The sequence below is a fragment of the Motiliproteus sp. genome (assembly GCF_965230735.1).
Taxonomy (GTDB): Bacteria; Pseudomonadota; Gammaproteobacteria; order Pseudomonadales; family Balneatricaceae; genus Motiliproteus.
The window spans coordinates 915,752-940,025 of sequence record NZ_OZ246016.1; the positions used below are offsets into that span (position 1 = coordinate 915,752).

The following is a 24,274-nucleotide window of genomic DNA, read 5'->3' on the forward strand; positions in this document are numbered from 1 at the left end:
CTCCATTCCAAGGTTTGATTAACGGCAGAGCCGTTAAGGAGCTGTATCCCATGAGCGCCGGCCAAGCCGCTGCAACGTTGTCCGTGGGCGAGTCTGTCGCCGTATTAGATAACACGTCCTCTCAAAACCCCTCTGCCTCAAGGATTAGCCTATTGGGCCGGGTGCCCGGTAATGGCGCGATCTGGGTCGGCATCTTTGCCGAGATGACCGAGTTCGCGTTTATGTTCCTGATCTATTTTATTGCCAAGGTGCATTACCTGGAGCTGTTTGATCAGGGGCCGCAGCAGCTCCACACGATGGCGGGCACCCTCAATACCCTGGCGCTGTTGACCAGCAGTTACTGTGTCGCCAAGGCGATGGTGGCGGTGCGGCGTAGCGATAATAAGGTGGCGGCTCGCTGGTTGTGGGGCACCATCGGTTGCGCACTGTTCTATCTGGCCGTCAAAGCCTGGGAGTATCAGTGGAATACCGAACAGGGGATCGCCGTCGATACCAACCTATTCTTCACCGTCTACTACTACATGACCTTCAACCACTTCCTGCACGTGGCCTGGGGCGGTTGCGCGGTGCTCTGGGTGATCTTCCGGCTCAAGCGCGGCGCCTACAGCGCCGAGGATCATGAAGGGATGGAGGCGGTCGCCTGCTACTGGCACATGATCGATCTGGTCTGGATCATTATCTTCCCACTGCTCTATGTCCTGAGGTAAACGGCTATGACTCTTTCTTACACAAGAATGTTGGATGCTGTCTGGTTGCTGCTGATGGCCCTGACGATCAGTAGCGCTCTGTTGGCCGAATCAGCCGATCCCAGTTTGCTGGTAACCCTGTTCGTGGCGATTTCGGTGGCGATCAAAGGTGGGCTGGTGGTGGAGCGCTTTATGGAGTTGCGAACGGCGCACCCCTATATCCGGTTTTCGATGGGGCTGTTTTTTGTGGTGCTGCCGCTGTTGATGCTGCTGGTGTTCCTGTTCCCGGAGCAGATCGCGGACCTGACCCGAATCTAGGCTAGGCGGGTCTCTCGCCACACCCGGCCCTTCGGGGCCGTACCCCCTGTCGATCTTCCCGGCCATCCCTCCCGTTGGATTCAATTTGGGACCGAATTTCGGTCCCGATCACAAGTTTGGCTTCAAATTGATCTATTGTTTTGGATGCTGGCCACCGTAGCAGGAGGGCGTGCTTCTGCTACAAGCGAGTCAGCGTTTGAGTTAATCCGGGTTCAGCGTAGCGATCTGAGCCAAGCGGGAGTGTTGCGGGCCGATGGCCCAACGGATCCGAATAAGGCCGGCTTTTGCCGATTTATCGCGGGTCGTCACGGATCTGTTGTGAGCACTTCCGGAGCCATTTAACGGCGGGACCGTTAAGGAGCTGTATTTGATGCGCGACAACCAAGTCTCCGAGGTGCTTTCCGTGGACCAGGCAGGCGTTGCGCTACCCTCGTCGGACCAGCACTCGGCCTCGGCCAATCCGGACGCTGCGTCAGATGCGATCACCAAGCCGAAACCGGGGCGGGTGCCGGGAAACAAGGCGGTCTGGTTCGCCATCTATACCGAGATGACCGAATTCGGGGTCATGTTCCTGATCTACTTTATCGCCAAGGTTCATTCTCAGGAGATGTTCGATCAGGGGCCGCAGCAGCTCAATACCCTGGCCGGCACGCTCAATACCCTGGCGATGCTGAGCAGCAGCTTCTGTGTCGCGCGGGCGATGGTGGCGATCCGGCGCGATGCCGTGCGCGATTCGATTCGTTGGCTCTGGGGCACCATCGGCTGCGTGCTGTTCTATCTGGTGGTGAAAATCTGGGAGTACCTGTTGAACGCCGAGCAGGGGTTCTCGGTTTATACCAACCTGTTTTTTACCGTCTATTACTACCTGACCTTCAATCACTTCATCCATGTGATCTGGGGTGGCGGGGCGATCCTTTGGGTGATTATCCGGCTCCATTACGGCGCCTACAGTGCCAAGGACCACGAAGGGATGGAAGCGGTGGCTTGCTACTGGCACATGATCGATCTGGTCTGGATCGTGATCTTCCCGCTGGTCTACGTGTTGAGGTAATCGGGCTATGTTCGCGTCCTATTCCAAGTTGCTGAACGGTATCTGGCTACTGTTGATGGTGTTGACGATCAGTAGCGGTTGGCTGGCAGAGTCGGCCGATCCCAGCCTGTTGGTGACCCTTTTTATTGCGGCGACCGTGTCGCTGAAAGGCATCATGGTGGTGGAACACTTTATGGAGCTGAAATACGCCCACCCCTATATTCGGTTCTCGATGGGGCTGTTCTTTGTGGTGATGCCGGTGCTGATGATCCTGGTGTTCCTGTATCCGGAGCAGATTGCCGATCTGACCCGGCTGTAGTGATTGCGCGCCTGGCACTGCTGATAGCGTTCTCCATCCTCAGTGATTGGCTCTAGCGCTTCGCTGGTATAGCCTGAGGGCTTTGACAGTGATGATTGAGGGGCGGTGTGATGGCGGATTCGGACAGCTACTATTCGGTGGATGATGTGGCAGCGGTGGCCGAGATGCTCAAGCGGCAAAGCCTGGCCTACGATCAGCTGTTCGAGAACCTGGCCAAGCAGATGTATGTCGAGCTGCAGCGCAGTGACAGCGACGGGGTGGGGTTGAGCCAGTGCTATCAACTGGCCGAGCAGGCCCTGAGCGATTTTCAGCAGCATTTCCCCAGCTCCGGAGCCCTGGCTTGTCACAAGGGCTGCGCCCATTGTTGCCACCTGAAAGTCGAAACGCCCCCCCAGGTAGTGGCCGATATCGCTGCCTATATCCAAAGCCGCTTCAGCCCCGAGGAGCTGGATCAGCTACGGCAGCGATTGGCGCAATATCCGCAGCACCCCGAGCTGGCCTTTGAAAAGCCGCCCTGTCCGCTGTTGGACCAGAATCAGCAATGCTCAATCTATCCCCGTCGCCCGCCCTCGTGCCGGGCCTTCACCTCACCGGATGTGGAACTCTGTATTCGTTCGGTCAAGCAGGGCTCCCAGGTGCCGCAACAGCCGATCACGGTCCGGGTCTACCAGGCGTTGACCAATGCGTTGATGGCAGTGGCGCAGCAGCAGGGCGCTTCTCAGCAGTCGTCGTTAGTTCCGGCGTTACGGGCCGCCCTGAATGATGGGGCCTGACCGATGCGTATCCGACTAATAGCCACAAGACCGAATAGATTCAACGGCCTAGAATAACCAGATTGTTGTTCAGGGTATAAAACGATGGCTGTTATAGCATCCCGATTATCAGCGTTGATTCTGTTGTTGCTGGCGGGCACGGTAGTTGCCAAACCGGTATTGAAATTTGCGGCGGCCGAGTGGGTACCCTATACCACCGCCAGTATGACCAGTGGTGGGGTAGCCGCCGAAATCGTCCAGGCGGCGTTTAAGCAGGTCGATTACGACGTCGAGGTCCTGATCTATCCCTGGCAGCGTGCCCAGAACATGGTGAAGCAGGGCGCACTGGATGGGATGGCGATCGCCTGGTTCACCGACGAGCGTAATCTGCGCATGCTCTACAGCCGCCCCTACCTGAATACTGAAATTGTGTTGCTGCAGCATCGCGACGACGACAACTCCTATGCTCAACCGAAGTCGATGGAAGGGAAGTTATTTGCGGTGATTCGCGGCTATGGCTACCTGAACTCAATCCCGACCAATTACTATCAGACCAGCGTTTCCGACAGTCTTGAGCAGAGTCTGATGATGCTCGGGCGGAAGCGGGTCGACCTAACCTTGGAGGAGCGCCTTAACGCGTTCCACCGGTTGGCATTGATGACGGACGACGAGCGGCAGCGGGTCCGCTTTGGCCGCTCGCTGCAGGTCCGGCCTCTGCACCTGACCGTCTCACGGGGGCATCCAAACCATCGACGGATCATCGACGACTTCAACCACGGCTTAGATCTGCTGATTGAAAAGGGCGACTACGCCAGGATTTTGAAGCGCTACGACCCGTCACCGATCAGTGTGGCTCACTGATTCAGCCTCGGGATTAATTCAATCCGCTAACGCGTCGTATCAGCTGTGCCAGCAGACGATGCCCGCTGACCAGAATCATCCCCGCCATCACCAGCAACGCACCGGTGATAAAGCGCGGTTCCAGGGTTTCGTCCAGCAGCCAGGCACCGAGAATGACGCCGAATAAGGGGGTCAGAAAGCTGAAAATGCCCAGTTGCGAGGCCGGGTAGCGGCGCAGCAGCCAGAACCATCCCAGGTAGCTGGCAAAGGCCACCACCACGATTTGGAATAACAGGCTTCCCGCCAGCTCCTGGCTGAGCCGATAGTCGGTTTGGCCCAGCAGCAGTGCCGCCAGCAGTAGCAGCACCAAACCGGTCAGCAGCTGATACAGCAGGGTTTGGGTGGCCGGTGCCTGGGACAGCCGGGTGCTGCGGATGACCACCGTGGTGGCGGCCCAGACCACCGCCGCCATCAATGACAACAGATCACCCAGCCACTGTTTCGGAGGACTGGATTGGTCGGCTTCACCACCCAGAAAGCTGTAGGCGACCCCGCTGAAGGCGGCGGCGACTCCCAGCCACTGTAGAGCACTGAGGCGTTCGGTGGGAAAGCGCCAATGCAGCGCCAGGGCCACAAAGATCGGCGCGCAGTAGAGGAACACCACGGCCCGCGAGGCGGAGGTATGGCGGATCCCTTCACCCAGAAACAGAAATTCGAGCGTAAACAGCACCCCGGCGATCAGGCCCGGCTTCCAGGTATCGTGACTGAACAGCGCTTCTTTACGCCATAGCATCAGCAGCGCCACCAGAATCGCGGCGCCGCCAGATCGGATCGCAATCTGCAGCACCGGCGCCATATCCAGCGCCACCCCTTTGAGCAGTACCTGCTGCAAGCCCCAGACCAGGCAGAACAACAGCATCATCCCCATGGCGAGGCTGTCGATATTGTCTTTGCGGCTATCCATAGCAGTGATCTCAACGGGTTGGCAGGGTGGTTTGACGACGCTGACAGAGGACGGATCGGAGAGGCTCGGCGTCAGCGAGGGCACAGCATACGCCGATGTCGGTTCAGATCCCAGTGATTGATACGGGCGGATCAAACTAATCGATCGCGAGTCAGGCGCCGATCCGACCGCTGATCAGCAGGCCCGCCAGGGTCCACATCATCGCGCACACCAAACCATCGAGGATCTGCCAGGCCACCGGCTTTTTAAACAGCGGTGCCAGCCAGCGGGCGCCGAGGCTGAGGGCGAAAAACCAGATGCAGGAGAACAGCGCGGCACCGGCACCGAACCAGAACCGCTCGGCCTCCGGATAGCGGCCGCCGATACTGCCGAGCAGTACCACGGTGTCCAGATAGACGTGGGGGTTGAGCAGGCTCAGCGCCAGCGTGGTCAGCAGCGCCGAGCGCAGCGAACTGAGCCCACGCTGTTGGGTTTCCAGGGTTGCCGGTTTCAGCGCCGCCTTCAGGGCGTTGGCGCCGTACCAGAGCAGAAACGCGACCCCGCCCCAGGTCACCAGGGTCAGAATCAGCGGTGACTCGCTGATCAACACGCCCATTCCGGCGATCCCCAGCACGATCAGGATGGTATCGAGCAGGCTGCACACCCCGGCGATCGGCCAGTGGTACTGGCGTCGCACACCCTGGCTCAGCACGAAGGCGTTCTGGGCGCCGATAGCGACGATCAGTCCGGCGCTGGTGGCCAGGCCGGTAAAGAACGGGGTGGAGACGGCAGTCAGGCTAAGGCTCATGGCGGTGGCTCTGCGGATTCGGGGTTGGAATGAACGTCGAAGCGATGCCGGCAAGGTTAGGGGATCGCTTGTAGTTAGAAAAGCTAATAATATTTAATCTAAATTAATAAAATTAATATTTGATGGTCATGGGTGCCCGATGATCGATTACCGTCAGTTGCAGGCGTTTGCCACGGTGTTGGAGTGCCAGAGCTTCGATAAAGCCGCCCAGCGGCTACACCTGACCCAGTCCGCCGTGTCGCAACGGGTCAAACAGCTGGAAGAGCGGATCGGCCAGCTGCTGATCGTCCGCAGCCAGCCGCTTCATCCGACCCCGGCGGGGCAGCAGTTGCTGCGCCACTTCCATCAGATCAAGCTGCTGCAGAGCGAACTGCTGGACGGGCTGGGTGATGCTTACGAGCAGGGCTATACCCGACTGTCGATCGGTCTCAATGCCGACAGCCTGGAAACCTGGTTTATGGAGGCGATCGATCCGCTGTTGCAGCAGAGTCCGCTGCTGTTGGATCTGCGGGTCGATGATCAGGACCAAACCCATCACTTTCTGCGCCAGGGCGAGGTGATCGGCTGTATCAGCTCCAGCGATCAACCGATTCAGGGGGGCAGCTGTGTCGCGCTGGGGCTGACCCGTTATCGAGCCCTGATCAGCACCGAATTCCGTGATCGCTATTTTGCCGACGGCGTCGATACCGAATCGCTGCTGCGGGCACCGGCGGTGGTGTTCAACCAGCGGGATGAGCTGCAGGATCGGTATTTAAAGACCTACTTCGATTTTGAGGGGGATTACCCGCGCCACCTGGTGCCGTCCTCCAACGCCTTCGTCGAACTGATCGCCCGAGGCCATGGTTGGGGGATGGTGCCGGACCAGCAAAGCCAGGCATTGTTGGAGCAGCGGCGCCTGGTCGAGCTGGTACCCGAGCATTGCATCGATGTGCCGCTGTACTGGCATTCCTGGAACCTGAGTACCGATACTGGCCGACGCCTCACCGAGGTGATGATGGCGTATTGCCGGGCCCATCTGCTGCCGTTGCCCGATACCGATTGATCGAACCTTTGGCGTTTGAAATTGACAGCTGCGGATGCCGGGCGTATATTTCGACGAATCGTCATTCAAGATTGAGCCGGTTTATCCGATGAGCCCACGCGCCCTAGATCAGCACAGCCTGCAACAGCGAGAACTCGAGATTATCGAGGCGGCGCTGCGTCTGCTGGAACAGATCGACGTGTCGCAGCTGACGATGGATAAAGTCGTGGCCCAGGTCTCCTATTCCAAAGGCACGGTATACAGCCACTTCTCCGGCAAAGAAGATCTGCTGTCGGCCATCGGCAACTATGCGATGCGGACCATGGTTGACCTGTTTACCCGCGCCGCCGCGTTCGAAGGCAATAGCCGTGAGCGCTACCTGGGGATGTCGTTTGCCTACCTGATCTATGCGTTGTGGAAGCCGACCCTGTTCCGGGTTTGTCTGTGCAGCAAGAGCCCGTCGGTGATCGGCAAGACCTCACCGGAGCGACTGGCCGAACACGAGCAGCTGGAGACGACCCTGATGGGCTTGTTCTTCAGCGTTATCGATGCCGGTATCGCCGAAGGCAGCCTGCAACTCCCGCCGCACCTGAATAAGCAGCAGGTCAGCTTCCTGGGCTGGGCCGGCGGCTACGGCGCCATCATGTTGCTCAACGATGACCTGGACAGCTGTGCCGGGCGTCATGGCCTGTATCTGGAGCGCGAGTACTTCAACACCTCGAATATCTTCCTCGATGGCCTCGGCTGGCAGCCGCTGTCGAGCGAATACAATTATCGCCGGGTGATCAATGCGCTGATGGAAGGCCGCTTTGCGGCAGAGATCGAAGAGATCCGCCAGCGTGGACGCCAGCTGGTGTTCTAGCAACGAAGAATTAACCGTTGTGACGACGGTTTAGCTGCGGTGAAAACCGCATTTTTTTAGTTCTGATAATGACGAATTGTCAGAATAGACAGCCTGGAAGTTGATCCGACTTTCGGGCCTGAAAGACCGGCGATGCTCGTCGGGGGTTGGCGCTAACTTGCGCTTTTTTAACGGTTTTATTTCGACGAATCGTCGACATTCGAGTTCGACACTGATCAATAAGGAGCGAGCGATGCGCGATAGACTGTTTCGGTGGGTCCTGTCCCACCCCGTCTGGGTTCTGCTGCTGGCCATCGGCTTTGTGGTAACCGCCACCATGGGAGCACAGAAGCTGGTATTCAAAGGCGACTATCGGGTTTTCTTCAGCGAGGAGAACCCGCAGCTGACCGCCTATGAATCGATGCAGAAGATCTACAGCAAAAGCGACAACGTTGCCTTTGTGATTGCTCCGGCCGACGGTGAGGTGTTTACCGCCGAGAGTCTTGAGGCGATCCGGCAGCTGACCGAAGAGGCTTGGCAGATCCCCTATTCGACCCGGGTCGACTCGCTCAGCAACTACCAGCACACGGTGGCCGAAGAGGATGATCTGATCGTCGAGGATCTGGTGTTGGAGGATGCGCCGCTGGGCCTGGATCAGCTGGAACAGATTCGCCAGGTCGCCACCACCGAGCCGCAGTTGGTGCATAAGCTGGTCGACCCCGACGGCCGGGTCTCGGTGGTCAATGTCACCATCCAGTTGCCGGGCAAAGACCCGGTCACCGAAGGACCGGAAGTGGCCACCAAGGTGCGTCAGCTGGCCGCCGATTTTGAAGCGGCCAACCCTGGCTCCAAGGTCCATCTGTCGGGGATGGTGATGATGAACGTGGCCTTCACCGAAGCCTCGCTGGCCGATAATGCGACCCTGGTGCCGCTGATGTTCGGGGTCGTGATTCTGGCTATCGGCTTGCTGCTGCGAACCGTCACCGGCACGGTGTCGACCCTGGTGATCATTATTGCCAGTATTACCTCGACCATGGGCCTGGCCGGTTGGAGCGGCCTGTACCTGACCGGCCCCTCGGCTTCGGCCCCGACGATGATTCTGACCCTGGCGGTGGCCGACTGTATCCATATCCTGACCACCATGTTCTACGACATGCGCCACGGCTCGACCAAGCGTGATGCGCTGATGCACAGCCTGAAGCTGAACTTCCAGCCGATCCTGCTGACCAGCGTGACCACGGCGATCGGCTTCCTGAGCATGAACTTCTCCGATTCGCCGCCGTTCCATGACCTGGGCAACATGGTGGCCACCGGGGTGATGCTGGCATTCGTGTTCTCGATCACGCTGTTCCCGGCGCTGCTGATGCTGTTGCCGCTTCGAGTCCAGGTTCGCAGCGAGGAGTCGACCGACCTGATGGATCGGATTGCCGGTTTCGTGGTCAAGCGTCGTCGGGCTCTGTTGCCGGGTATGACCGCGGCGATTATCGGCCTGAGTCTGTTTGTCCCCAACAACCAGCTCAATGACGAGTTTGTGAAGTACTTCGACCCCAGCGTTCCCTTCCGTGCCGCCACCGACTTCATGCAGGAAAACCTGTCGGGGATGACCAACCTGGAGATCTCGATCGACAGCGGCCGGGCCAGTGGTATCAACGATCCGGTCTACCTGACGATGCTGGATGAGTTTACCCGCTGGTTGCGGACCCAGCCGGAAACCGATCACGTCAACTCGCTCAGCGATACCTTCAAGCGGTTGAACATGAACATGCACGGCGATGATCCGAGCTGGTATCGGCTGCCCGATAATCAGGAGCTGGCGGCCCAGTACCTGCTGCTGTATGAGATGTCCTTGCCCTATGGCCTGGATCTGAACAATCAGCTCAACGTCGACAAGTCGGCCACCCGGATCATCGGAACGTTCAAGAACGTCAGTTCCGAAGAGATTATCGCGCTGGAGTCACGGATCTACGACTGGCTGGCGGAAAATGCCAACTACTATGAGGCCACCGTCACCAGCCCGAGCCTGATGTTCAGCCATATCGGTCAGCGCAACGCCTACTCGATGCTGTTGGGTACCGTGGCGGCGCTGCTGTTGATCTCGCTGTTGCTGGGCGTGGCGTTGCGCTCGGTTCGCTATGGGGTACTGAGTCTGATCCCCAACCTGGCGCCGGCTGCCGTCGGATTTGGCCTCTGGGCGTTGTGGGATGGTCAGGTCGGCCTTGGCCTGTCCGTAGTGGTCGGCATGACTCTGGGTATCGTCGTCGACGACACGGTGCACTTCCTGAGCAAGTACCTACATGCCCGTGACGACAAGGGCCTGGATGCCGAGCAGGCGGTCAAATACGCCTTCGGCAGTGTCGGTAGGGCGCTGTGGATCACCACCCTGGTGCTGGTGGCCGGCTTTATGATGCTGGCCCAGTCAACCTTCAAATTTAACGCGGATATGGGGCTGCTGACGGCCGCGATTATTCTGCTGGCGCTGATCATTGATTTCCTGTTCCTGCCGCCGCTGTTGATCAAACTCGATAACCTGCTTAGCGCCAAGCGCTATCCAACCACCGGGCAAGCGCCCGAGGCTGTGAAAACCTTACCGGAGGTGTCTACCGATGCTGTTTAACCAAACGTTGAAATCCACTACCGGCCGCCGTGGCGGCAAGCCGTTGATGGCGGCGCTGATGTTGTTCGGTGCCAGTGTGCTGGCCAACCCGGTGATGGCGATGACCGCCGAAGAGCGGGGACTGGAGATCTCGGTCGAAGCCAAGAACCGTGATCTGGGCTGGGGCGATATGAGTGCTCAGATGGAGATGATCCTGCGCAACAAAGAGGGCCAGATGAGCCACCGTCAGATCCGCCTCAAGTCGCTGGAGCAGGACAACGATGGCGATAAGAGTCTGACCATCTTCGATCAGCCGCTGGACGTTAAAGGCACCGCGTTTCTGAGCTTCTCCCATATCAACAAGGCCGACGACCAGTGGCTTTACCTGCCGGCGTTGAAGCGGGTTAAGCGGATCTCTTCACGGAATAAATCCGGCCCCTTTATGGGTTCCGAATTTGCGTTTGAAGACCTGACCTCGTTCGAAGTGGAGAAGTACAGCTACAAGTACCTGCGCGACGAAGTATTCGACGGTCAGGACAGCTTTGTGGTCGAGCAGGTCCCCACCGACAAATACTCCGGCTATACCCGCCGGGTGGTGTGGCTCGACAAGCAGCACTACCGGGTGCTGAAGGTCGATTTCTACGATCGTAAAGACAGCCTGCTGAAGACGCTGGAGTTCAAGGAGTACAAGCAGTACCTGGATCAGTACTGGCGCGCGGACCGATCGCTGATGACCAATCACCAGACCGGTAAGAGCACCGAGCTGGTCTACAGCGACTATCAGTTCCAAGTCGGACTGAAAAACAGCGACTTCAACAAGAACAGCCTGAAGCGGGCCCGCTGATGCCTTCATCAAAATCAATTGGTTGGAGTCTGGGGCTGCTGCTCGGCGGATTGGCGCCTTTAGGTCAGCAGGCTCAGGCGTTCGAGTCCCAGGTTAGCGGTAAGGTCGGCTACGAGTTGCGCTGGTTTGCCGACGATCCGCAGTACGCCGATCAATCCGGTCGCACCAGCCAGTCGCTGATGTTCGAGCCGGAGATCTACTGGCAGTGGAATAATGGTGACGACAGCCTGGTGTTCAAACCCTTCATCCGCGCCGATCAGCACGATAGCGAACGTTCGCACGCGGATATCCGCGAGCTGCTCTGGACCCATGTGGCCGACGAGTACGAGCTGCGCCTGGGCGTCGGCAAGGTGTTCTGGGGGGTGACCGAATTCCAGCATCTGGTCGATGTGGTCAACCAGACCGACGGGGTCGAAGATATCGACGGTGAGGACAAGTTGGGCCAGACCATGGTGGCGCTGTCGCTGGTACGGGACTGGGGTGTGCTCGACCTGATGCTGTTGCCCGGTTTTCGCGAGCGCAGCTTCGCCGGTGTCGATGGGCGTCTTCGTGGACCGCTGGTGGTCGATACCGACAAGGCCCGCTATGAATCGGGCGCCGAGAACCGGCATATCGATGCGGTGATCCGCTGGAGTCATACCCTCGGGGATTACGACGTCGGGGTCTATTTGTTCCAGGGAACCAACCGGGATCCGCTGCTGATCCAGCAGGGTTCGGTGCTGGTGCCTTTCTACGAGCAGATGACCCAGACCGGGGTTGATCTGCAGGCCACCCTGGGCGACTGGCTGTGGAAGTTCGAGGGGATCTACCGCGACAGTAACAGCGATCACTTCGGCGCCGTTCAGGCCGGTTTCGAGTACACCTATGTCGGTATTCTGGACTCGGCGGCCGATCTTGGCCTGCTGATGGAATACGGTTGGGACAGCCGCGGGACGGACAGTGCCGCCACGGCACCGGACGATCTATTCCTCGGCTCGCGCCTGACCCTCAACGATGCTCAGAGTACCGAGCTGTTGGCGGGGATCGGCCAGAGTCTGGAAGGACGGGGGCACAGCCTGCTGCTTGAGGCCAGTCGACGTCTGGGTAACGCCTGGAAACTGAGCATCGATGGTCGGATCTTCTCCAGTTCGGAGCCGTCGGCACCGCTGTATGCATTGCGACGCGACGATATGGTGCAGATCACGCTGGAGCGGTTCTTTTAATCGCTGAGGTTAAGCATGAAAGACCGGCAGCGTTAGGCTGCCGGCTCATGTGGAAACCGAATTGTTGTCCGCCCTAAGGAATCAAGCGGTTAACTAAGGCCAATCGACTGGTCCTCGGGTAGAGGTACCGCATCTATCTCTTCGGTGATCTGCTCGACCCGCTCGATTGCCCGGGTCGATGCATCAAATCGGGCCAAGTGGTAAAGGGCGTCCCCTTCGTTGACCAAAGGAATATTATTCTGGCCGATAATGATACCGGCATAGGGGCTGGTGATTTCGACCTCTTCACGCCCGAAAGGGGAAGCTACAACCCCCATGATCTGATTCCTGGAGACTCGCTCGCCGAGTTGGACCAGTGATCTGAAAACGCCATCCGATTCGGCCCGTACCCAGGACGAAGAGTTGGCAGAGGCTGGCGCTAAGGTTTTTTTGCGTTTCAGCGCGGGTAGCATCTCAAGCTCTCTCATGACACTGATAATGCCCCGCAGGCCGCCCTTGATTGCATTTTCGTCGAAACGCAAAGCCTCTCCGGCCTCATAGAGAATCAGCGGGATTCCCGCCTCATCCGCACACTGCCGCAAAGAGCCATCACGTAGTTTGGAGTCGATCACCAAGGGTGCACCAAACGCATTCGCCATCTTCGCTGCAGATTCATTGCTCAGATTGGTACGAATCTGGGGTAGGTTGCTTCGATGAATTGCTCCGGTATGTAGATCTATGGCATGAGTGCAATGGTTCAATACACCGGTTCTGAAAAGATGGGCGATGCGGCCGCCCAGCGACCCTTTTTCTGTACCTGGGAAGCAACGATTCAAATCTCTTCGATCCGGTAAGTACCTGGTGCGATGAATAAATCCGAAGATATTGACCACGGGGACGACGATTAAAGTTCCCTTAATCCGATTGAGTGACTTGTGCTTGAGCAGCTGTCGGCATATCTCCACGCCATTGAGCTCATCGCCATGAATGGCCGCACAAACCAGTAGAGTCGGACCTGCCTGGCGGCCATGGATAACCTCAATATCCAGGTCCAGCCGGGTATGGTCATAAAGGCGGGCCAGGTCCAGATGCAGTTGGCGGCGCTCGCCGGGTTTTAGCTTAACACCGGCGATCTCAATCTCGCTGTTCTTTGTTCTAGCCACAGGTTTCCTGTTATCCCTTTCCCCGGGTTCGGGTACGATTCACCCGAGCACTGACGTTTTTCTCAATGAAACCGATGATCGCGCTAGCCACATCCTTTCCAGTTGCTGTTTCGACCCCTTCCAGACCGGGACTTGAATTCACTTCCATCACTAAGGGTCCACGCTCGGAGCGTAACAGGTCAACCCCTGCGACATTAAGCCCCATCGTCTTCGCGGCCAGAACCGCTGTCGCTCGCTCTTTGGGGGTAATTCGAATCAGTGAAGCGGTACCGCCCCTATGCAAATTTGAGCGGAACTCGCCTTCTTTACCCTGGCGTTTCATCGCGGCTACCACTTTATCGCCAATAACTAGGCAGCGGATATCGGCGCCTCCAGCTTCCTTAATAAACTCCTGTACCATGATGTTTACTTTAAGCCCCATAAAGGCTTCCAGCACACTTTCAGCGGCCTTACGTGTCTCGGCCAGAACGACACCGATACCCTGTGTACCCTCCAGTAGTTTCAACACCACCGGGGCTCCGCCAACCATATCCAGCAGGTCGGGAATATCGGTCGCCTTATTTGCAAATCCGGTGACCGGCATCCCCACTTTTTTGCGAGACAGCAACTGCATCGAACGCAACTTATCTCTGGAGCGACTGATGGCAACAGACTCATTTAACGGATAAACCCCCATCATTTCGAATTGACGGAGTACCGCTGTACCGTAGAACGTCACCGAAGCCCCGATGCGGGGAATCACCGCGTCATAACCTTCCAGGTTTTCGCCCTTGTAGTGAATTTCGGGGGTGTCGGCGTTGATATTCATATAGCAGCGCAAGGTATCGATCACTCTTACTTCGTGACCCTTTTCCTGTGCTGCTTCCACCAGCCGTCTGGTGGAGTAGAGATTAGGGTTTCTGGATAGGATGGCTATTTTCATGTGGCTTTTCCTTCGGGGGAGTCAAGCAGGAACGATTGCTCCGGGTTTACTACAAAGCGGCCGTTCAGCGCTGTTCTGCCGAGTAACATCCGAAAAAGCATCGAATCGCGATTAGTCAGCGTGACTTCGATGGGAAAGCAATGCCCTCCCACATCGGCTTGAGTTTGGATTACAAAGCGCTCCTCTTTGTGCCCGCCTGAATCGGTGACGGTACGGATATCCAATACTGGCGCTTCACAAGTGACGACGGTTTCAACATCTTGCTGTACCGGGTGAATATCAAAGCTGACCCACTGGGTTCCGTCCCTTTCAAACGGCTCGACCCGAAAAGCATGCAGAGCGGAGGTTCTTGCCCCCGTATCTACTTTAGCTTTGATACGAAAGATTGCCAGTTCAGGCAGTGAAACCCACTCCCTCCACCCAACGGTTAGCATTAATTGACTTCCTCTATAGCAGTTTTCTTGCGAAGTAATAACTCCAGCAAGCTCATCAAAAAGTCCGGCCATGTATGCAGCCTGAAGAAACGATTATCTTCATGTCTAGACAAGGAATGCTGGCTCATTCAACGGTCGATTGTTGACGACTCGATGAAGCTGTTTTGTTAATCAGAATCGAAGTCTGACGAGCTGCTGCTGGAGTTGGCGCTCAGACCGACACCTAAATAATAGTTGGGTTTATTGATTACCTTTAGATAGCGCTGCCATAGCTTCTCATCTTCGCTTTCCGCCTCTTTTTGTCCTTGGCAAAACAGCACGAAATCGTTCTCCATAGCAGACTGTGGTCGTCGTTTACCGCCAGCCAACTCCTGATAGGCAACCCCGCGCTCCATCAACAGGGAGGCCTGCTTTACGGTGAACTCACCACTGCGATCTATGCCGTAGGGGAAGTGCTCGGTGTCGTAGAAACGTGTGGAAGTCGTGAAACTCTCGGTGCTGTGCGAACTCATGGCGGTGCTACCCTCTCAACCAGTCTTCGTTGGCAGTGAACGAGGCGGAGTATCATTGGGCGCCGTTGTCAGGTAAAACGATAATTTTTTACCGTCAGCACAAAATTATTTGTCGGAGGTGTGATGGATACCGTACTGCTGAGGACCTTTCTAGAGGTGTCGAAAACACGCCATTTCGGTCGTGCAGCGGATAACCTGTTTATCACCCATTCGGCCGTCAGTTCGCGGATCCGCCAGTTGGAGCAGACCATCGGAGCCAAGGTGTTTGATCGGAAACGAAATGACCTGAGGCTGACCCCTGCCGGTGAACGATTAATCCCGTATGCCGAGGGCATTTTGTCGTCCTGGCAGATGGCACTGCAAGATGTGGGTGTTTCCAGCGAACAACGGGATCAGGTGACTATCGGGGCGACCTCGAGCATCTGGGATCTGTTTCTCCAGAAGCGCCTTCCGATGTTGGCGGATAGCCATCCGGCGCTGGCGATGCGCACGGATGTAACCTCGCAGGTATTGCTAGTTCGCTCGGTGATGGAAGGTCTGGTGGATCTTGCGCTGGTGTTCGACCCTCCCAAGAGTCCTGAGGTAACCGTTATTCCCGTGATGGAGATGGTGCTGGTATTGGCGGCACATCAGGCAGGGCTGAGCTTTTCTCAGCTTCCCGAGCAGGACTATCTGTTTATCGATTGGGGTGCGACCTTCAGCGTACAGCATGCCAAGTTATTTGATCAGCCTGTGGTGCCGATATTGCACACGGGGCAAAGCCAGGTGGCACTGGAGTTCCTGTTGCACAAAGGGGGTACCGCGTTCCTTCCTGAGGCAATGCTTGAAGCGTCGGCAGACCTTTATCCGGTGGAAGGGTCTCCGCGGATCGAGAGGCAAATCTATGCAATCTTCCAGGCCCAGAGTGAAAAGCAGGCGCTGCTGAACTCGATTACCCGAGCGCTAACCGACTGAACGGTAAGTATCAACGCTGTTCCAATCGCTCGATCAAGCGATCAAGTTTCTTCTCCAGCAGCTGGTTGTGGGCCAGAATTTCGGCGTTCTGGTGCCGAAGTTCACGGTTCTTGATGCTGGTGTCGGCAAAACCCAGCACCCGATCGGCGATGATGGCGCCGATAAAACCGACCAGTCCGACGCCGATGTAGAACATCACCGCGACCACCGTACGTCCGCCCAGTGAGACCGGGTAAAAATCGCCGAAACCGATGGTGCTGGCGCTCATCTGCAGGGTCCAGAAGGCGTCGCCGAAGCTGGTGATATTGGCGCCGGGCGCGTCCAGTTCGAACATCAGCAGCAGGCCCGATAGCAGGGCGATGATCAGATACAGCAGCCCGACGCTGATCAGGGTCAGAAAGCCGGTGCGATAATTGCGCACCCCGTAATGATCGACTTGGTAGATGATGTTTTTCATAGTCCCTCCTTGATTTGATCTTGTCAGAGTCTAACCGACAGCAAGAGTTCAGCTCGGATTGGGGCTAGACAGATCGAATTAAATATATATGCTTATGCGTATATTTAGATATCCATAGGTAAGCATGATGGACGACCCCTGCGCGATCTTCAAATGCCTGGCCGATCCGACCCGGTTGCGAACCCTGCTGTTGATTCGGGCTGAAGGGGAGCTCTGTGTCTGCGAGCTGGGTGCGGCGCTGGAACTGTCGCAACCGAAAGTTTCCCGCCATCTGGCGCTGCTGCGAAATGCCAAGCTGCTGCTGGACAGTCGCCAAGGACAGTGGATCTTCTATCGTCTCAATCCCGAGCTCAATGACTGGATCGAGCAGGTGTTGGCGTCGGTGGCGCCGGCCTGTGCTACGCAGTTGGAGGCGGACTTGGCCTGCCTGCAGGCGATGGGTGATCGTCCTGAGCGACAGTCGATCTGCTGTTAAACCGGAGAATATGAAATGGGACTATTCGAGCGTTTTTTATCGGTTTGGGTTGGACTCTGCATCCTGGTGGGGGTGTCGGTTGGTAATACGTTTCCGCAAATTTTTGAGCTGATCGCTAAGCTGGAAGTCGCCCATGTCAATCTGGTGGTGGCGCTGTTCATCTGGGTGATGATCTACCCGATGATGCTGCAGATCGACTTTGCCGCGGTGCGCGATGTCGGCAAACGGCCCAAAGGGCTGGTGCTGACGCTGGTGGTCAACTGGCTGATCAAACCGTTCACGATGGCGGCGCTGGGCTGGCTGTTTTTCCGGGTCCTGTTTGCCGACTGGTTCGATGCCCAGACCGCCGGCGAGTATATCGCCGGGATGATCCTGCTGGGCGTGGCACCCTGTACCGCGATGGTGTTTGTCTGGAGCCAGCTGACCAAGGGGGATCCGAATTACACCCTGGTGCAGGTGTCGATCAACGATCTGATTATGGTGTTCGCGTTCGCGCCGATCGCGGCTTTCTTGCTGGGTATCAGTGATGTCGAGGTGCCCTGGCAGACGCTGGCGCTGTCGACGGTGCTGTATGTGGTGTTGCCGCTGTTGGCGGGTATCATCAGCCGGCGACGGCTGCTGAAGCGTGGGGGCGAGTCGGCGCTATCTGAGTTTATCGCCCAGCTTAAACCCTGGTCGGTAATCGGTTTGCTGGCGACCGTGGTGCTGCTGTTCGGGTTCCAGGCCGACACCATCCTGACACAGCCGCAAACTATACTTCTGATAGCGATTCCGCTGTTGATCCAGACCTATGCCATCTTCGCATTGGCCTATTTCTGGGCCAAGCGCTGGCAGTTGCCTCATCGGATCGCGGCACCGGCCTGCCTGATTGGCACATCCAACTTTTTTGAACTGGCCGTGGCGGTGGCGATCTCGTTGTTCGGGCTACATTCGGGGGCCGCGTTGGCGACGGTGGTCGGGGTGCTGGTTGAGGTTCCGGTGATGCTGTCGCTGGTGGCGTTCGTTAACCGCACCCGACACTGGTTCCCGGAACCTGACCTTAACTCGGCAACTACTCAACAGACGGCGTGCACCAGCGGCAGCGCTGCCGATTCGATCGAACAGGAGGCAACATCATGAGCATCAAGGTAGGTATCAACGGCTTCGGTCGGATGGGGCGGCTGATTATTCGTAGCGCCTGGGATTGGCCGGAGCTGGAGTTTATCCAGATTAATGATCCGGGCGGCGATGCAGCGACCATGGCGCATCTGCTCAACTTTGACTCAGTGCACGGTACCTGGCGTCACGAAGCCGGCAGCGACGAGCGCGGCCTGCTGATCGAGGGGCAATCGGTGGCGCTGAGCCGTAACCGCGACATCGAGTCGACCGACTGGTCCGATTGCGATCTGGTGATTGAAGCCAGCGGTATGTACCGCAGCAGTGAACTGCTGCAGGCTTATTTGGACCAGGGCGTGAAGCGGGTGGTTGTGACCTGCCCGGTGAAAGAGCCGAGCGTGCTCAATGTGGTGCTGGGGGTGAACGATCACCTCTACGATCCGGCCAAATACCCGATCGTCACGGCGGCGTCCTGCACCACCAACTGCCTGGCACCGATGGTCAAGGTGGTCCACGAAGCCTTGGGAATCCGTCACGGTGCGTTCACCACCATTCACGACATCACCAACACCCAGAGTATTCTGGACCAGCCCCATAAGGATCTGCGTCGCGCCCGGGCCTGCGGGATGTCGCTGATCCCGACTACCACCGGTTCGGCTACCGCGATCATGGAGATCTATCCGGAGCTGAAAGGGCGCCTGGATGGCCATGCGGTGCGTGTTCCACTGGCGAACGCGTCGATCACCGATGCCCAGTTTGAGGTCGAAAAACCCACCACGGCTGAAGAGATCAATGGGCTGTTCAAGCAGGCTGCCGAGGGCGAGCTGGCGGGTATCTTCGGCTATGAAGAGCGCCCGCTGGTGTCGATCGACTACCGTAGCGATCCCCGCTCCGGAGTGCTGGATGCGGACTTTACCCGGGTCGTTAACGGCACGCTGGTGAAACTGTACGCCTGGTACGACAACGAGATGGGCTATGCCAACCGCTCTGCTGAACTGGCCCGTAAGCTGGCGGAGATGGGCATCTAGGAATGTCGGACAGCAGTAACCGCATCGATAGCACAGAAATGTCCGATACCGACACGCTGGATAAACGTCTGCTGCGTCAGTATCTGCTGGTCACCGGAAATTACTGGGGTTTTACCCTGACCGACGGTGCTTTGCGGATGCTGGTGGTGCTGCATTTCCACCAGCTAGGCTACTCGCCGCTGGCGATTGCGATGCTGTTTCTGTTCTACGAGTTCTTCGGGGTGGTCACCAATCTGGTCGGCGGCTGGCTGGGGGCTCGGATCGGCCTGAACCGCACCATGAATATCGGCTTGGCGCTGCAGGTCGTAGCGCTGCTGATGCTGGCAGTGCCGTCGGACTGGCTCAGCGTGGCCTATGTGATGGTGGCCCAGGCGCTGTCGGGAATCGCCAAAGATCTGAATAAGATGAGCGCGAAAAGCAGCATCAAGCTGCTGGCCGCTTCCGGTGGTGATACTTCTAGGGGAGATCGTAGCGCTGATAGCCGCTTGTATCACTGGGTGGCGTTGCTGACCGGTTCGAAGAACACCCTTAAGGGGGTCGGTTTCTTCCTCGGCGGCGCGCTGCTGGCCTGGCTCGGGTTCCAGTCGGCGATGTTGGCGATGGCGTCCGTGCTGGCGCTGGTGCTGCTCGGTTCGCTGATCCTGCTCAAACGTGATCTGGGAAAAGCCAAGAACAAAGCCAAGTTCAGCGATATCTTCTCCAAGAGTCCGGCGGTCAATAGTCTGTCGGCGGCCCGGTTGTTCCTGTTTGGCGCTCGGGACGTCTGGTTTGTGGTGGCGTTGCCGGTGTTCCTGGCGGCGCAACTGGGCTGGGAGCACACCCGGGTCGGGGCTTTTCTGGCGTTATGGGTGATCGGCTACGGAGTGGTGCAGGCCTTTGCGCCACGGTTGACCGGGCGCCGCCGTGGTCATATTCCTGACGGCCGTGATGCCTTCGGTTGGGCCTTAGGACTGGCTGTCTTGCCGGCGCTGATTGCGGTTGGTCTGGGGGCAGAGTGGTTGGAAGCTTCGACCCTGTTGGTTGGCGGCTTGCTGCTGTTCGGCCTGCTGTTTGCGGTCAACTCGTCGCTGCACAGCTTTCTGATCGTTAGCTATGCCGATGAGGACGGCGTATCACTGGATGTCGGCTTTTACTACATGGCCAATGCGATGGGGCGGCTGTTGGGCACGGTGCTGTCGGGTTGGCTATTCCAGGCTTACGGGCTGGAAGTGTGCTTGTGGGTTTCCAGTGGCTTTGTTCTGCTGGCTGCCGTGATCTCACTGGCGTTGCCGAAACACCGGCCGCCGATCACGGAAATGGGGTAGACTGTCGCGATTTTATTGTTAGCTCCTGGCCACTAAACCGCCCAATCAGTTATCGGAGTCCGTATGCCTTACTTGCCCGCGATCGAGATCGAACCTGCCCAACCCGCCACCGCCGCGGTCATCTGGTTGCATGGGTTGGGTGCTGACGGCAATGATTTTGCTCCGATTGTGCCGGAGTTGCGTTTGCCCGAATCGATGGCAGTACGGTTTATCTTCCCCCACGCCCCCTCAATTCCGGTCACGATCAACAACGGCTGGGTGATGCCGGCCTGGTACGACATTCTCGAGATGACTCTGGATCGCCGGATCGACGAGACTCAGTTGCGCGCTTCGGCGGCCGAGATTCGTAAATTGATCGAACGAGAGATCGAGCGCGGCATCGATAGCCGCCGGATCCTGCTGGCCGGCTTTTCCCAGGGTGGGGCAGTTGCCTACGAAACGGCCCTGAGCTTCGACAAACCCCTAGGCGGTCTGCTGGCCATGTCGACCTACTACGCCACCGCAGACTCGATCGAATTGAATGACGCCAACCGTCTGCTGCCGGTGTTGGTCCAGCACGGTACCCTGGATCCGGTGGTGCCCGAATCGCTGGGTCAGAAAGCCCAGCAGCGTCTGCAGGCCGACGACTTCGAGGTCAGTTACCAAAGTTATCCGATGGAACACGCCGTCTGCCCGCCGCAGATCGATGCGATCGCCGATTGGATACGGGGTCGGTTGCAGTAAGGCCATGATAGGTAGCAAAAGCCCTGTTAAAACAGGGAGATCTTCGGTATAAATTAGCAGCTCTTAATGTCGCCGATATAAGGATATATCGGTAAGTCTTTACTGGTCATGGATGGCTGTATGTCCTCGCTCTACCTCCATATCCTGCTTACCGATGACAGTGGGATACAAAACGCCGCATTTTGCGGTGACTCAAGTTTGTCCCTAAGCCTGTCTTTTGTCCTGTTGCCCACGCCTCTGACACCGAGGCGGGTTCAGTTCCGTTACGTTTCTATCCACGAAGATTAAAAGGAGTTCTTGTCGTGTTCAGGAAGAGCCCGTTAAGTATTGCACTAAGCCTAACCCTTGCGCTGAGTACGCAAGCCATGCTGGTAACGTCGACTCATGCCGTCGAGGAATCGGTAGAAGCGGCAGCCGCTGAGGCTTCCGATGCGTTCGTCAGAAGTGTTATCGCCGAGATTCAGGCTGATCCGGAGCAAGCCGGCACTATCTTACGGCGCTCGGTCAAGTCTTCAGCCCATCGTTACCACCTCGATCCCGCTATCGAAGCGGAGATATCCCAAAACGCCATCGATCCTGACAAGGTGGTCGAGCTGGTCGGTCAATATCTGGAGCAGGATAGCTCGATGTTGATCTCGCTTTATCAACTGATTGAAGCGGTTGGGTCTCACCAGAGCCAAATCCGAGTAGAGATGTTTGTACGAGAGTCTGTGACAAGTGGTGAGCTCTATATCTCTGAAGACAAGGTGGCATACTCGCCAAACCTGGACCTTGGCAACAGCAAGCTGGTTCTGGGTGGGTTGGCTGTCGCCGCCGCGGCGGGCGGCGGCGGAGGTGGTGGAGGCGGCGGTTCGGCTCCGGTCTGGGCGCCTCTGCCGGCCTCTCCATTTAGCCCGACGGCCGCGGAGTATTCCGCCAATAGCACTACCCATACGATGGTTGGGGTTAAGGCTGCCCATGATCGCGGTTATACCGGCGTCGGTGCCACGATCGCGGTGCTGGATAGCGGTTTTTTATCCACCCATGAGGAGCTTTCGGGGCAGTTCGATGACCTGTACAACCCGATCACGAATCGTAGTGGTGTCGATGCCGCTTCAGATCCTCATGGTCATGGCACCCATGTGGCCGGGATTATCGCAGCCAAAGGTAACGGGACCGGTATAGTCGGTGTGGCCCCCGGTGCACATTTGATCGGGATTAGAATTAGTGACGCTAGCGGAAGCGTTGTCTTCGGTGAGTCCCATTGGGGACGGACGGTGGACCGTCTGATCGCTCGGGGCACTGACTTTGTGAATAACAGTTGGGGGGCCACGATAACCGTGGCAGATGTCCCCTCTGCAGCGGCCTACGAGTCGGCATTCCCGAATGAAATCAGTGCACTGCGCAGGGCTGTTGCGGCAGATCAGGTTTGGGTCTGGGCCACCGGAAACGATGGCCCGACGGTAACTCAGCCTTCGGTGAATGCTGCACTGCCGGAGCTGTTCCCGGAGCTTGAGCAACATTGGGTTGCGGTTACTTCGGTCGATGCGGTTGAGAATCTGTCCAGCTTTGCCCAGCCCTGCGGCAATGCGGCGAATTGGTGTGTTGCCGCACCGGGTGAAAATGTACTGTCTAGCTATAGGAATGGCGGCTATATCACGGATAGTGGTACCTCCATGGCCACACCCTATGTCACCGGTGTTCTGGCGCTGTTGAAGCAACGCTTTCCGACGCTGAGTAATGACCAGATCGTGGATCGACTGTTCCTGACCGCCAAGGATCTCGGTGCGGCGGGAGTCGACAGTGTCTATGGCCACGGCCTGGTCGATGCTGATAAGGCTACCGACCCCTTAGGGCCGCTGAGTGTGGTTGTACCCGTAACGTCCAGCAGTAGCGTGACGCTGACTAGTGCGCCTTTGAGCACCAGTCTGCTAACGCTTAGCTCGGCATTTGGTGATGGCTTGAAGCAGGCCTTGCAAGGTCAATCGTTGGCGGTGGCCGACACCCAGGGAGCCGGTTTTTTTGTTGATCTGGCTTCTTTGACTCGGAGCCTGAAACCGTCACTGGATCTGAGCACTGCGCTTGATCGATACCGCTCAACCCCGGAGCTACAGCAGGCTCAGCTGACCCCGGATAGCCGGTTGAGTTTCTCGACACGAAATGATGCCGGTACGATCAAATTTGATCAGCTGATGTATCGCTATCGTCCGTCGGCTGGTAGTCAGCTAAGACTGGGCTTTTCCGATGAGCTGCAGCAGTTTGTTGGGCTGAATTATGGCAGCAGCATATCCGGCTCCTATCTGGGGGCAAATTTCAGCGCACCCTATACCGGTCTAAGTCAGAGCAAGATGGGATTGGGTTACAGTTTGTCGTTGCAAGGGATGGAGCTGGCGTTCAGCGCGGTTGTACCTCATGGCAGTAATGACGAGGAAACTCGAGCATCGGCATTGATCGGAAGCGTATCGATCCCGTTGGGCGAGCAATTACAGACCAGCTTCCAAGTGGGCTATGCACTGGAAGAAAACGCTTTGCTGGGAGCCAGTGGTGAAGGTGCTTTCGCATTTGGTGAGAGTACCCCGACGCTCTATGTCGGTGCTCAGACCCGTTGGCAGCTGGCACCTGATACCGAATTGGCTGGCTCAGTTTACCTAGGCCGATCACGCCCTGAACTAGCCCAGGGCTCACTGATCAGTCAGGTATCTGCCGTTACTTCCAGCAGCTTCTCACTGGGTTTGGGGCACCAGCTGGACGACGGTCGCCGGTTGGGCTTTATCGCATCTCAGCCCTTGCGCGTGGAGGGAGGCTCTATGAGTATGAGTATCTCTGACGGATATGCGGGCAGCCGTTTCAATCGGGTTAACGTTGACGCGGATCTTAGTCCCAACGCTCGAGAGATTGATCTGGAGCTGTTCTACCAATTTAAGGGTAAACGGCTGGACAACCTACGTGCATCGCTGATCCACCAGATAAATCCGGGTCATCAGCGTGTAGCCAGCGACAATCTGTTGCTGCTGACGCTCGATAATCGCTTTTGAGCGGGCTAAATACCACT

The 24,274-nt window shown here is 57.4% G+C and carries 25 protein-coding genes; 18 read left to right on the forward strand and 7 right to left on the reverse strand.

All coding sequences use genetic code 11. The annotated features are described in order from the left end of the window. Positions 1–50: 50 nt before the first annotated feature. The 6 genes from ACO05M_RS04365 to ACO05M_RS04390 all read left to right on the forward strand — a co-directional run bounded on the left by ACO05M_RS04365 (position 51) and on the right by ACO05M_RS04390 (position 3,966). A complete protein-coding gene (locus ACO05M_RS04365) occupies positions 51–707 on the forward strand; it encodes a cytochrome c oxidase subunit 3 family protein (RefSeq protein WP_421868266.1) in 657 nt (218 codons plus the stop codon). Positions 708–713: 6 nt separating this feature from the next. After that, on the forward strand, positions 714–1,004 hold the full coding sequence (locus ACO05M_RS04370) for a cytochrome C oxidase subunit IV family protein (RefSeq protein ID WP_421868270.1): 291 nt from the start codon (positions 714–716) through the stop codon (positions 1,002–1,004). A 370-nt stretch (positions 1,005–1,374) separates the two neighbouring features. Beyond that, positions 1,375–2,055 (forward strand): cytochrome c oxidase subunit 3 family protein, encoded by a 681-nt coding sequence (locus ACO05M_RS04375; protein WP_421868273.1) that lies wholly within the window; start codon positions 1,375–1,377, stop codon positions 2,053–2,055. A gap of 7 nt (positions 2,056–2,062) precedes the next feature. After that, positions 2,063–2,353 carry a cytochrome C oxidase subunit IV family protein gene (locus ACO05M_RS04380; RefSeq protein WP_114696643.1) on the forward strand — a complete coding sequence of 97 codons (291 nt, stop codon included), beginning with the start codon at positions 2,063–2,065 and terminating at the stop codon, positions 2,351–2,353. A 110-nt stretch (positions 2,354–2,463) separates the two neighbouring features. After that, a complete protein-coding gene (locus ACO05M_RS04385) occupies positions 2,464–3,126 on the forward strand; it encodes a YkgJ family cysteine cluster protein (protein WP_421868276.1) in 663 nt (220 codons plus the stop codon). Between the two features lie 84 nt (positions 3,127–3,210). Next, complete coding sequence (locus ACO05M_RS04390; RefSeq protein WP_421868278.1) at positions 3,211–3,966, forward strand: substrate-binding periplasmic protein; 756 nt, start codon at positions 3,211–3,213, stop codon at positions 3,964–3,966. A 13-nt stretch (positions 3,967–3,979) separates the two neighbouring features. Here the strand turns inward: ACO05M_RS04390 and ACO05M_RS04395 are convergent, their stop codons facing one another. Beyond that, positions 3,980–4,909, reverse strand: coding sequence for a DMT family transporter (locus ACO05M_RS04395; RefSeq protein WP_421868280.1), 930 nt, complete (start codon positions 4,907–4,909; stop codon positions 3,980–3,982). A gap of 151 nt (positions 4,910–5,060) precedes the next feature. Next, positions 5,061–5,696: a LysE/ArgO family amino acid transporter gene (locus ACO05M_RS04400; protein WP_421868283.1), complete on the reverse strand. Its 636-nt coding sequence runs from the start codon at positions 5,694–5,696 to the stop codon at positions 5,061–5,063. 139 nt (positions 5,697–5,835) lie between these two features. On the opposite strand from ACO05M_RS04400, the gene ACO05M_RS04405 reads away from it, so the two are divergent. The 5 genes from ACO05M_RS04405 to ACO05M_RS04425 all read left to right on the forward strand — a co-directional run bounded on the left by ACO05M_RS04405 (position 5,836) and on the right by ACO05M_RS04425 (position 12,197). After that, a complete protein-coding gene (locus ACO05M_RS04405; protein WP_421868286.1) occupies positions 5,836–6,738 on the forward strand; it encodes a LysR family transcriptional regulator ArgP in 903 nt (300 codons plus the stop codon). A gap of 88 nt (positions 6,739–6,826) precedes the next feature. Continuing rightward, positions 6,827–7,579 carry a TetR/AcrR family transcriptional regulator gene (locus ACO05M_RS04410; protein WP_421868289.1) on the forward strand — a complete coding sequence of 251 codons (753 nt, stop codon included), beginning with the start codon at positions 6,827–6,829 and terminating at the stop codon, positions 7,577–7,579. Between the two features lie 232 nt (positions 7,580–7,811). Then, positions 7,812–10,172: an efflux RND transporter permease subunit gene (locus ACO05M_RS04415; protein ID WP_421868291.1), complete on the forward strand. Its 2,361-nt coding sequence runs from the start codon at positions 7,812–7,814 to the stop codon at positions 10,170–10,172. After that, positions 10,162–10,995, forward strand: coding sequence for an outer membrane lipoprotein-sorting protein (locus tag ACO05M_RS04420; RefSeq protein ID WP_421868294.1), 834 nt, complete (start codon positions 10,162–10,164; stop codon positions 10,993–10,995). The genes ACO05M_RS04415 and ACO05M_RS04420 overlap by 11 nt, the downstream gene beginning before the upstream one ends. After that, positions 10,995–12,197 (forward strand): hypothetical protein, encoded by a 1,203-nt coding sequence (locus ACO05M_RS04425; protein ID WP_421868297.1) that lies wholly within the window; start codon positions 10,995–10,997, stop codon positions 12,195–12,197. The genes ACO05M_RS04420 and ACO05M_RS04425 overlap by 1 nt, the downstream gene beginning before the upstream one ends. An 89-nt stretch (positions 12,198–12,286) precedes the next feature. On the opposite strand, the gene ACO05M_RS04430 is transcribed toward ACO05M_RS04425, so the two are convergent. The 4 genes from ACO05M_RS04430 to maoP all read right to left on the reverse strand — a co-directional run bounded on the left by ACO05M_RS04430 (position 12,287) and on the right by maoP (position 15,207). Next, complete coding sequence (locus tag ACO05M_RS04430) at positions 12,287–13,339, reverse strand: succinylglutamate desuccinylase/aspartoacylase family protein (protein WP_421868299.1); 1,053 nt, start codon at positions 13,337–13,339, stop codon at positions 12,287–12,289. A gap of 10 nt (positions 13,340–13,349) precedes the next feature. Next, positions 13,350–14,261 carry a 30S ribosomal protein S6--L-glutamate ligase gene (rimK, locus tag ACO05M_RS04435; protein WP_421868302.1) on the reverse strand — a complete coding sequence of 304 codons (912 nt, stop codon included), beginning with the start codon at positions 14,259–14,261 and terminating at the stop codon, positions 13,350–13,352. After that, on the reverse strand, positions 14,258–14,695 hold the full coding sequence (locus ACO05M_RS04440) for an ATP-dependent zinc protease (RefSeq protein ID WP_421870654.1): 438 nt from the start codon (positions 14,693–14,695) through the stop codon (positions 14,258–14,260). The genes rimK and ACO05M_RS04440 overlap by 4 nt, the downstream gene beginning before the upstream one ends. Before the next feature lie 167 nt (positions 14,696–14,862). After that, positions 14,863–15,207: a DUF413 domain-containing protein gene (maoP, locus tag ACO05M_RS04445; protein ID WP_421868304.1), complete on the reverse strand. Its 345-nt coding sequence runs from the start codon at positions 15,205–15,207 to the stop codon at positions 14,863–14,865. 123 nt (positions 15,208–15,330) lie between these two features. Between maoP and ACO05M_RS04450 the strand changes: the two genes are divergently transcribed. Further along, positions 15,331–16,161 (forward strand): LysR family transcriptional regulator, encoded by an 831-nt coding sequence (locus tag ACO05M_RS04450; protein WP_421868306.1) that lies wholly within the window; start codon positions 15,331–15,333, stop codon positions 16,159–16,161. Positions 16,162–16,171: 10 nt separating this feature from the next. On the opposite strand, the gene ACO05M_RS04455 is transcribed toward ACO05M_RS04450, so the two are convergent. After that, positions 16,172–16,618, reverse strand: coding sequence for an ion channel (locus tag ACO05M_RS04455; RefSeq protein WP_421868308.1), 447 nt, complete (start codon positions 16,616–16,618; stop codon positions 16,172–16,174). 124 nt (positions 16,619–16,742) lie between these two features. Here ACO05M_RS04455 and ACO05M_RS04460 point away from each other — a divergent pair, with 124 nt between their 5' ends. The 6 genes from ACO05M_RS04460 (at position 16,743) to ACO05M_RS04485 (ending at position 24,257) form a co-directional block, all read left to right on the forward strand. Continuing rightward, positions 16,743–17,093, forward strand: coding sequence for an ArsR/SmtB family transcription factor (locus ACO05M_RS04460; RefSeq protein WP_421868312.1), 351 nt, complete (start codon positions 16,743–16,745; stop codon positions 17,091–17,093). A gap of 15 nt (positions 17,094–17,108) precedes the next feature. Beyond that, on the forward strand, positions 17,109–18,212 hold the full coding sequence (gene arsB, locus ACO05M_RS04465; protein WP_421868315.1) for an ACR3 family arsenite efflux transporter: 1,104 nt from the start codon (positions 17,109–17,111) through the stop codon (positions 18,210–18,212). After that, complete coding sequence (locus tag ACO05M_RS04470) at positions 18,209–19,216, forward strand: ArsJ-associated glyceraldehyde-3-phosphate dehydrogenase (RefSeq protein ID WP_421868318.1); 1,008 nt, start codon at positions 18,209–18,211, stop codon at positions 19,214–19,216. The genes arsB and ACO05M_RS04470 overlap by 4 nt, the downstream gene beginning before the upstream one ends. 38 nt (positions 19,217–19,254) lie before the next feature. Continuing rightward, positions 19,255–20,520, forward strand: coding sequence for an organoarsenical effux MFS transporter ArsJ (gene arsJ, locus ACO05M_RS04475; RefSeq protein ID WP_421870657.1), 1,266 nt, complete (start codon positions 19,255–19,257; stop codon positions 20,518–20,520). A gap of 63 nt (positions 20,521–20,583) precedes the next feature. Next, positions 20,584–21,243 carry an alpha/beta hydrolase gene (locus ACO05M_RS04480; RefSeq protein ID WP_421868321.1) on the forward strand — a complete coding sequence of 220 codons (660 nt, stop codon included), beginning with the start codon at positions 20,584–20,586 and terminating at the stop codon, positions 21,241–21,243. A gap of 302 nt (positions 21,244–21,545) precedes the next feature. Continuing rightward, the gene (locus ACO05M_RS04485) at positions 21,546–24,257 is read left to right on the forward strand and encodes a S8 family peptidase (protein ID WP_421868324.1); all 2,712 of its coding nucleotides are present in this window, start codon (positions 21,546–21,548) and stop codon (positions 24,255–24,257) included. Positions 24,258–24,274: the final 17 nt, after the last annotated feature.